1 protein-coding gene is annotated in these 10,480 nt (G+C 74.6%); it reads left to right on the top strand.

Annotation, left to right across the window (positions count from 1 at the left end; translation table 11 throughout):
• Positions 1-76: 76 nt before the first annotated feature.
• Complete coding sequence (locus ABIA38_RS05495; RefSeq protein WP_424637265.1) at positions 77-10,393, top strand: type I polyketide synthase; 10,317 nt, start codon at positions 77-79, stop codon at positions 10,391-10,393.
• The last annotated feature ends 87 nt before the right edge of the window (positions 10,394-10,480 follow it).

The raw sequence follows: 10,480 nt of genomic DNA, 5'->3' as shown, positions 1-10,480 counted from the left end.
CCCCGGCACTGGCACTGAAGAGCGATCGCGGGGCTGGGACTCTCCCGTCCTCCTGAACCAGTAAGGAGAAGAATCGATGGCGAACGAAGACAAGCTCCGCGACTACCTCCGCCGGGCATCCACCGAGTTGCAGGAGACCCGACTGCGGCTGCGCGACGTCGAGGACAAGTGGCACGAGCCGCTCGCGATCGTCGGGATGCACTGCCGCTACCCCGGCGGTGTGGCCTCCCCGGACGACCTGTGGAACCTGGTCGCCACCGACACCGACGCGATCACCGGACTGCCCCCCGGGCGCGGCTGGGAGGCCGCCGAGGCGGCGACCGGCAGTTCGTACCGGGGCGGATTCCTGGACGACGCGGCCGACTTCGACGCCGAGTTCTTCGGCATCTCGCCGCGCGAGGCGCTCGCGATGGATCCGCAGCAGCGGGTGCTCCTGGAGGCGTCCTGGGCCACCTTCGAGCACGCGGGCATCGATCCGACCGCGCTGCGCGGCAGCCGCACTGGCGTCTTCGTCGGGGTGATCGCCAGCGACTACCTCTCCCGGCTGGCCCGGGTGCCCAAGGAGGTCGAGGGGCACCTGCTGACCGGAAGTCTGGTCAGCGTGGCCTCGGGCCGGTTGGCCTACATGTTCGGTCTGGAGGGCGCGGCGGTCACGGTGGACACCGCGTGCTCGTCCTCGCTGGTCGCGGTACACCTGGCCGGCCAGGCGCTGCGCGCCGGGGAGTGCGATCTGGCGCTGGTCGGCGGGGCCACCGTGCTGGCCACCCCCGGGGCGTTCGACGAGTTCTCCCGGCAGCAGGGGCTCGCCGCGGACGGACGGTGCAAGTCGTTCGCGGCGACGGCGGACGGCACCGGGTGGAGCGAGGGTGTGGGCCTGCTGCTCCTGGAACGGCTGTCCGACGCGCGCCGCAACGGACATCGGGTGCTGGCCGTGGTGCGCGGCTCGGCGGTCAACCAGGACGGTGCCTCGAACGGGCTGACCGCGCCGAACGACCTGGCCCAGGAGCGGGTGATCCGGCAGGCGCTGGCCAATGCGCGGCTTTCGGCGGCGGACGTGGACGCGGTGGAGGCGCACGGCACCGGAACGGTGCTGGGCGACCCGATCGAGGCGCAGGCGTTGCTGGCGACGTATGGGCAGGACCGCCCGGCGGAGCGGCCGTTGCGGCTGGGCTCGATCAAATCGAACATCGGACACGCGCAGGCCGCGGCGGGCGTCGCGGGTGTGATCAAGATGGTGCTGGCGCTGCGCAACGGCGTCCTGCCGCGCACGCTGCATGTGGCCGAACGCACCCCGCATGTGGACTGGGCGGCCGGCCGGGTGGAGTTGCTCACCGAACCGATGGCCTGGCCGGCGGGGGAACGGGTGCGCCGCGCGGGGGTGTCCTCGTTCGGGGTGAGCGGGACGAACGCGCACGTGATCGTCGAGGAGGCGCCACCGGTCGAGTCGGATGCGGCCGCCGAGGTCGAGGACCAGGCGCCGCCGCCGGTCCCGCCGCAGCCGCTGGGCGGGGTGCGGCCGTGGGTGCTTTCGGCCCGCTCCGAGGCCGGATTGTGGGCCCAGGCCGCCCGCCTGCGGGAGTGGGCCGTTGCGCACCCGGAGGCCGATCCGGCCGACGTGGGCCGGTCGTTGGCGACCGGGCGCGCGCTTTGGGGGCATCGGGCGGTGCTGCTCGGGCGGGACACGGCCGAGCTGACCGAGGCACTGGCCGCGGTGGCGGCGGGTGCGCCGGACCCGATCGCCGGCGAGGTCCGGCGCGGGTCCGGGCGAACGGCGGTGCTGTTCACCGGGCAGGGCGTGCCCACCCACGGGATGGGGCGCGAACTCTACGCGGCCTTCCCGATGTTCGCGGACGTCCTGGACGAGGTGTGTGCCGCGTTCGACGCGGTGCTGCCGTTCTCGGTGCGGGATGTGCTGCTGGGTACGGAAGCGGTCACCGAGGACACCGGTGTCGCCCAGCCGGCGCTGTTCGCGTACGAGGTGGCCCTGTATCGGCTGTGGACCTCGTGGGGTTCGACGCCCGACGTGGTGGCCGGCCACTCGCTCGGCGAGGTGGTCGCGGCACACGTGGCCGGGGTGTTCTCGCTCACGGACGCGGTGGCGTTCGTCGCCGCCCGGGCCGCGCTGATGAGCGCACTGCCGGCCGGCGGCGCGATGGTCGCGGTGGGCGCTTCGGAGGGTGTGGTCGCGGGACTGTTGGGCGATTACCCAGAGTTGGCCGTCGCGGCGGTGAACGGTCCGTCGAGCGTGGTGGTTTCCGGTCCGACGGAGGCCATCGAGGCGGTGCTCCGGGCGTGTGCGGAGCGTGGGCTGCGGCATTCGCGGCTGCGGGTCTCGCACGCGTTCCATTCCGCGCTGATGGACCCGATGCTCGGGCAACTCGCCGAGGTGGCCGCGACGTTGGCGCTACGTCCCCCGGTGATCCCGATCGGGTCCGACGTCACCGGGCGGCTCGCGACGGCGGAGCAGGTGTGCGACCCGGCGTATTGGGTCGAGCAGGTGCGGCGCACGGTGCGGTTCGGGGACGTGCTGGGCACACTGCGCGCGGACGGCGTGCGTACGTTCGTCGAGATCGGGCCGGACGCGGCGCTGACCCCGATGGTCGCCGATGTCACGGCGGACGCGCCCGACGTGCTGGCGGTGGCCACCCGGCGGCGGGACCGGGACCCGGTGACGGGCGTGGTCGAGGCGCTGGCCCGGGTATTCGTCCGCGGCGCGGCGGTGGACTGGGCCGCGCTGCTGCCCGGGACCCGCCGCTGGGTCGACCTGCCGACCTACGCCTTCACCCGGCAGCGCTTCTGGCTGGACGCGGGTACCGCCGCGGGCGACCCGGCGGGCCTGGGCCAGGGCACGGTGGATCACCCGCTGCTCGGCGCGGTGGTGGGCCTGGCGGACGGACACGGTTCGTTGTTCACCGGCCGGTTGTCCCTGGACACCCATCCGTGGCTGGCGGATCACGTGGTCCTGGACACGGTGTTGCTCCCGGGCACGGCATTCCTCGAACTGGCGTTGCACGCGGGACGCCGGGTGGGCGTCGACCGGGTCGAGGAACTGTCCCTGGAGACCCCGCTCGCGTTCGGGGAACGTGGCGGACTCCAGGTGCAGGTGTGGGTCGAGGCCGCCGCCGAGGACGGGCGGCGCGCGCTCACCATCCACTCCCGCCCGGACCACGACGACCCGGACGAACCGTGGATCCGCAACGCGGTGGGCACCCTCGCCCCGGTCGAGGATCCGGCCGCGGTCGTCGAGCAGCCGGCGACCATCGACCCGGCGCACTGGCCGCCGGTGGACGCCACGCCGGTGCCGATCGACGACTTCTACCCGTGGCTGGCGGACAACGGCGTGGCCTACGGACCCTCGTTTCGCGCGGTGCGCGCGGTCTGGCGGCGCGGCGAGGAGATCTTCGGCGAGATCGCGCTGCCCGAACAGGTGGCGTACGAGGCCGACCGGTTCGGCGTGCACCCCGCGCTGATGGACGCGACGCAACACCTCCTCGGGATCGCCGCGTTCGCCGAGCCGGCCGAGCAGGGCACCGGTGCCCTGGCGCTGCCGTTCTCGTGGCGCGACGTGCGGCTGTGCACGCCCGGCGCGGCGACGGTACGCGCCCGCGTGCTGCGGACCGGGCCGGAATCGGTGTCGCTGAGTCTGGCGGACGAGGACGGGCGACCCGTCGCCGAGGTGGCGTCGCTGGCCGTACGGCCGATCTCGCCCGAGCAGTTGCGCAGCGCGACGGCCGGACGCCGGGACCCGCTGTACGCACTGCGGTGGACCCCGATGCCGCGCCCGGCCGCCGGCTCCGCGCCGGCCGGCGGGCAGTGGGCGATCATCACCGGGCCCGAGCACACGTCCGACGACGAGCGGCTCGCGGCTCGGCTCGGCGCCGTCGCGCACCCCGACCTGGCCGCCCTCGCCGCCGCGATCGACGCCGGCCTGCCCGCCCCCGAGGCGGTCCTGCTCCCGTGGCCCGCCGCACCGGCACCTGCGCCGGACGGCGACGTACCGGACCCCGACGACGTACACGCCGCGGTGCATCGGGCCCTGGCCGTCGTGCAGACCTGGCTGGCCGACCAGCGGTTCGCCGCCGCCCGGTTGATCGTGGCCACCCGGGGCGCGGTGGCCGTGGCCGACGAGGACCGGGCCGACGGGGCCCGGGCCGACCTGGCCGCCGCGGCGGTCGGCGGCCTGGTCCGCTCCGCACAGTCCGAACACCCGGACCGGCTGCTACTGGTCGACCTGGACGAGGACCCGGCGTCGGTGCGCGTACTGCCGGCGGTACTCGGCGCGGGCGAGCCACAACTGGCCATCCGGGCCGGTGTTTTGCACCTTCCCAGGCTCACCCGCACCCCCGCGGTCGAACCGGCCGCGCCGCTGTTCGGGCCCGAGGGCACCACCCTGGTCACCGGCGGCACCGGCGCGCTCGGAGCCCTGGTGGCCCGGCACCTGGTGGCCGCGCACGGCGTACGCCGCCTGGTGCTGGCGAGCCGGCGCGGGATCGCCGCCCCCGGCGCCGGGCTGCTGGCGGCGGAGCTGACCGAACTGGGCGCACACGTGCACGTGGCGGCCTGCGACGTCGGCGACCGGGCCGAGCTGGCCAAACTGCTCGGCGCCATCCCGGCCGATCACCCGCTGTCCGCCGTCGTGCATGTCGCGGGCGTCGTCGACGACGGGGTGATCGGCGCCCTGACGCCGAGCCGGGTGGACCGGGTCCTGGCCCCCAAGGTGGACGCGGCGCTGCACCTGCACGAGCTGACCCGGGACGCCGAACTGTCCGCATTCGTTCTGTTCTCCTCGGTGGCCGGCGTGATCGGCAGCCTCGGACAGGGCAACTATGCGGCCGGCAACGCGTTCCTGGACGCCCTCGCCCGGCGGCGGCAGGTCCTCGGGCGGCCTGCGGTGTCCCTGGCCTGGGGCCTGTGGGCACAGGAAAGCGGCCTGATGCGCGACGAGTTCGCGGACACCGACCGACAGCGGATCAACCGCAGCGGGGTACTGCCGCTGTCCGACGAGCAGGGCCTGGCCCTGTTCGACGCCGCCCTCGCGCACGGGGACCCGATGCTCGCCCCGGTCCGCCTCGACCTGGCCGCGCTGCGCCGCCTTGAGGACGAACTCCCGGTGATCCTGCGTGGGTTGATCCCCGCGCAGCGCCGCGACGGCACCCGGCCCGGTACGGACGAGACCCGCAAACTGGCCCAGCGGCTGGCCGGCCGGTCGGAGGCCGAGCAGTTGCGGCTGCTCACCGAACTGGCCCGGGCGCAGGCCGCCGTGGTGCTCGGACACGCCGGCGCCGAAGCAGTCGCCGCCGATCGGGCGTTCACCGAGCTGGGCTTCGACTCGCTCACCGCACTGGAGATGCGCAACCGGCTCAACGCGGTCACCGGCCTGCGGCTGCCCGCGACCGTGTTGTTCGACTACCCCAACGCCGGCGCCCTGGCCCGCTTCCTGCGCGCCGAGACGCTGCGCGTACCGGCCCTGGCCCAGGCCCCGAACGGCAGCCCGGCGCGGCCCGGGTCGACCGACGAGCCGATCGCGATCGTGGCGATGAGCTGCCGCTATCCCGGCGGCATCGACTCGCCCGAGGAGCTGTGGCGCTGCGTCGCCGACGGAGTGGACCTGGCCTCGTCCTTCCCCACCGACCGGGGCTGGGACCTGGGCGCGCTCTACGACCCCGACCCGGACCGCTCCGGGCGCTGCTACACCCGCCGGGGCTCGTTCATGCGCGACATCTCCCGGTTCGACGCCGAGCTGTTCGGGATCTCCCCGCGCGAGGCACTGGCGATGGACCCGCAGCAGCGCCTGCTCCTGGAGACCTCGTGGGAGGCGTTCGAGCGGGCGGGCATCGACCCGGCCTCGCTGCGCGGCAGCAACACCGGGGTGTTCGCGGGCCTGATGTACGCGGACTACGCGGCCGGGCGGGTGCACGACGTCGCCGACGAACTGGAGGCGTACATCGGCAACGGCAACTCGTTCGGCGTCGCCTCCGGGCGGGTCGCCTACACCCTGGGCCTGGAAGGCTCCGCGGTGACCGTGGACTCGGCCTGCTCGTCCTCCCTGGTCGCACTGCACTGGGCGGCACACGCACTGCGCATGGGCGAATGCGACCTGGCCCTGGCCGGCGGGGTGACGGTGATGTCCACGCCCAGCGTGTTCGTCGAGTTCGCCCGGCAGCGCGGACTGGCCCCGGACGGGCGATGCAAGTCGTTCGCGGCGGCGGCCGACGGCACCGCGTGGGGCGAGGGAATCGGCATGTTGCTGGTCGAGCGGCTGTCCGACGCGCGCCGCAACGGGCATCCGGTACTCGCCGTGGTCCGCGGCTCCGCGATCAACCAGGACGGCGCCTCCAACGGCCTGACCGCGCCCAACGGGCCGTCCCAACAGCGGGTGATCCGGCAGGCGTTGGCCAACGCCGGACTGTCCACGGCGGACGTGGACGCGGTCGAGGCGCACGGCACCGGGACGGTGCTCGGCGACCCGATCGAGGCCCAGGCGCTGCTGGCCACGTACGGGCAGGACCGGCCCGAGGAACGCCCGCTGTGGCTGGGCTCGATCAAATCGAACCTCGGCCACACCCAGGCGGCGGCCGGGGTGGCCGGGGTGATCAAGATGGTGATGGCGATGCGGCACGGCGTACTCCCGCCCACGCTGCACGTGGACGCGCCGTCGCCACACGTGGACTGGTCCACCGGCCGGGTCGAACTGCTCGCGGAGGGGCGCTCCTGGCCCGAGGTGGGCCGGGCCCGCCGGGTCGGGGTGTCCTCGTTCGGGATCAGCGGGACCAACGCGCACGTGATCCTGGAACAGGGCCCGGAAGCGCCGGATCCCGGGCCGGCGACGGATGTTCCCGGGACCGGGATCGGCGGCGTGCTGCCGTGGGTGTTGTCCGCGCGCACCGAGGCCGGGCTACGCGAGCAGGCGGCCCGGCTGCGGGACTGGGCGGCGGCCCACCCCGAGGCCGAACCGGGCGATGTGGCCTGGTCGTTGGCCGCCGGGCGGGCGGTGTTGGAGCGGCGCGCGGTGGTGTGGGGCCGGGACGGCGCGCAGCTGACGGCGGGCCTCGACGCGCTGGCCACGGGCCGCGAATCGGCCGCCCGTTCGGTGGCATCGGGCGGGATCGGCGTCGCCGGCGAGCCGGCCGGACCGGTCTTCGTCTTTCCCGGACAGGGCTCGCAGTGGATCGGCATGGCCGCGGAACTCCTCGACGAATGCCCGGTGTTCGCGGCGACCGTGACGGAGTGCGCGGCGGCGATGGACCCGCTGCTCGCGGACTGGTCGCTGCTCGAGGTGCTGCGCGACGCATCGGCCGCGCTGCTCGAACGGGTGGACGTGGTCCAGCCCGTGTTGTTCGCAGTGATGGTCGGCCTGGCGCGGTGGTGGGAGTCGTGCGGGGTACGGCCCAGTGCGGTGATCGGACACTCCCAGGGCGAGATCGCCGCGGCACACGTCGCGGGCCATCTGTCGCTGGAGGACGCGGTCCGGATCGTGGTGCTGCGCAGCCGGGCCCTGCGTGGCCTCGCGGCCTCCGGCGACGGGATGTTGTCGGTGGGTGTATCGGCCGAGCGGGCCCGGGAGTTGCTGGCGGCGACGGAGGGACTGTCGCTGGCGGCGGTCAACGGCCCGACGAGCGTGGTGTTGTCCGGCTCGGTGGCGCGACTGACCCCGATCGCGGCGGCCTGTGACCGCGACGGCGTACGGGCGCGCTGGATTCCGGTGGACTACGCGTCGCACTCGGCGCGGATGGACGACGTACGCGAGGTGCTGGCCGAGTCGCTCGCACAGGTCGAACCCCGGGCGGGCCGGGTGCCGATGTATTCGACGGTCGGCGGCGAGCGGATCACCGATCCGAGCGAGTTGGGCGGCGCGTACTGGTTCGAGAACCTGCGCCGCACCGTCGAGTTGGAGACGGCGGTCGGCGCGGCGGTCGCCGCCGGACACACGATCTTCGTCGAATGCAGTCCGCATCCGGGCCTGGTGGTGCCGATCGGGGACACCCTCGACGCGCTGGAGGTCGGCACCGGGAAGGTCCTGGAGACGCTGCGCCGGGGCGAGGGCGGCGCGGACCGCCTGGTCGCGGCGCTGGCGGCGGCGTTCGTGGTGGGCCTGCCGGTGGATTGGGCGGGCGTGTCGGGGCACGACGGGGTGCGGCGCGTGCAGCTGCCGACGTACGCCTTCCAGGGACGGCGGTTCTGGCTCGACCCGGACATGGGTACGGCGTTGCCCGGGCGTACCGCCGGCCGGCCGGCGGTGCCGGCGGGCGATGCCGAGGACAGCCGGCTGTGGGCGGCGATGGCCGCGGCGGGGCCCGAAGAGCTGGCGGCCGAGCTGGAATTGGCGGCGGACGCGCCGCTGAGCGAGGTGCTCCCCGCGCTGTCCTCGTGGCGGGCGCGCCGGCGGGCGGATGCCACGGTACGCGGGTGGCGATACGGGGTGCGGTGGGAACCGTGGACCGTGGGTGCGGGGTCGCCGATCGCCGGGCGTTGGCTGCTGGTGGCGCCGACCGACGAGGCCGGGGACGTGGTGACGGCTGCGGTCACGGCCGCGGTGACCGCCGCGCTGACGGAGCGCGGGGCCGACGTGTCGGTGCTGTCGGTCGACCGGATGCACGGGGATCGGGCCGAACTGGCCCGGCGGTTGGGCGAGATCGCCGATGGCGAGGCCGTTGCCGGGGTGCTCGCACTGTCCGTGGCGGTCGCCGCTCCGTTGGCCGCGTCGACGGCGGTGTTGACCCTGGTGCAGGCGCTCGGGGACACCGGCATCGAGGCACCGCTGTGGCTGGTCACCCGGGGCGCCGTGTCGGTGCTGGGCGAGGCGCCGACGAGCGTCGCGGGAGCGGCGGTACAGGGCCTCGGTCGGGTGGTCGGCTTGGAGCAACCCGGGCGCTGGGGTGGGCAGATCGATCTGCCGGAGACGGTGGACACCCGAGTGGCCGGGATCCTCGCCGAGGTGCTGTCCGCTACGACGGACGAGGACGAGATCGCGATTCGGCCGCTGGGGGTGTTCGTCCGCCGGCTGGCCAGGTTGCCCAGGGCCGAGGAGGGCGGCGGCGCAACGGCCCGGTGGCGGCCCGGCGCCACGGCGCTGGTCACCGGCGGCACCGGCGCACTGGGCGGGCGGGTGGCCCGATGGTTGGTGCGCGAGGGGGTCGAACGGGTGATCCTCACCGGTCGACGCGGGCCGGCTGCGCCGGATGCCGCGCGGCTGTGCGAGGAACTGACGGCGGCCGGTGCCGAGGTGTCGGTACTCGCGTGCGATCTGGGCGATCGGGACGCGGTGGCCGGGCTGCTGGCCTCGGTCCGGGCGCAGGGCCGACGGATCGACACCGTCGTGCATGCGGCGGGCACCGTGGTGGTCGGGCCGCTGGCGGCGACGACGGGCGCCGAACTCGCCGACGCGTTGGCGGCGAAGGCCGGCGGCGCACTCCTGTTGGACGAGTTGGCGCAGTCCGAAGAGCCCGACACGGTCGTCTACTTCTCCTCCGCGGCGGGGGTATGGGGTGGCGCGGGGCAGGGGCCGTACGCGGCGGCGAACGCCGGCCTCGACGCCCTTGCCGAACAGCGCCGGGCCCGCGGCCTGCGCACGGTCTCGATCGCCTGGGGGCAGTGGGCCGGCGGCGGCATGGCCGAGGGGCCGGCCGGAGAACACCTGGCCCGGATCGGGGTGCCGGCGATGGACCCGGATCGAGCCCTGGAGGCACTGCGCCAGGCCCTGGACGAGGACCTGACCTGCGTCACGGTGGCCGACGTGGACTGGCCCAGGTTCGCCGCCGGGTACACCGCCGCCCGACCGCGACCGCTGATCGCCGATCTGGTGGCGACGGAGGTCCCGGCGGAGCCGGCCGCGGGAGCCATCGCCTCTCCCGACGGCGCGAGCGCGTTGCGGGCCCGGCTGGCGGAGTTGGCCGCGCCGGAGCGGGACGCGCAGTTGCTGGAGCTGGTGCGGACCGAGGTGGCCGCCCAGCTCGGACACGCCGACCCGGCCGCGATCGAGCCCGAACGGCCGTTCCGGGACCTGGGGTTCGACTCGCTGGCGGCGGTGGGGCTGCGCAACCGGCTGACCGAGACGATCGGCCTCAAGCTGCCGAGCACGCTGGTCTTCGACCACCCCACGGCGGCGGCCTTGGCCGCGCATATCGCCGTCGAGGTCTTCGGGCCGGCCGCCGACGGGCTCGCGGTGTTCGCGGAGTTGGACCGGCTGGAGGCGACCCTGGCCGAACTGGCGCAACGCCCCGACGACTTCGCCGAACGGGCGCGGGTGGGCGCGCGGTTGGCCGAACTGACCGCGAAATGGCGGGACACGCCGGCCCCGAATGGCGCTGCGGCGGCCGAAGCCGGCGCGGACTTCGACGCGGCGAGTGACGAGGAGATCTTCGACATGATCGGCAAGGAGTTCGGCATCTCCTGAGCAGCAGCCGTCGGCACCGACCGCCGGCCGTACCGGACAGCAGCTCGACCCGATCGGGCGAGACGACACAGGGAATGGGAATGTCGA

This window comes from Embleya sp. AB8 (assembly GCF_049739465.1).
Classification (GTDB): domain Bacteria; phylum Actinomycetota; class Actinomycetes; order Streptomycetales; family Streptomycetaceae; genus Embleya.
The sequence above is the reverse complement of the archived record's forward strand: the minus strand, read 5'-3'. Positions and strand labels throughout refer to the sequence as shown.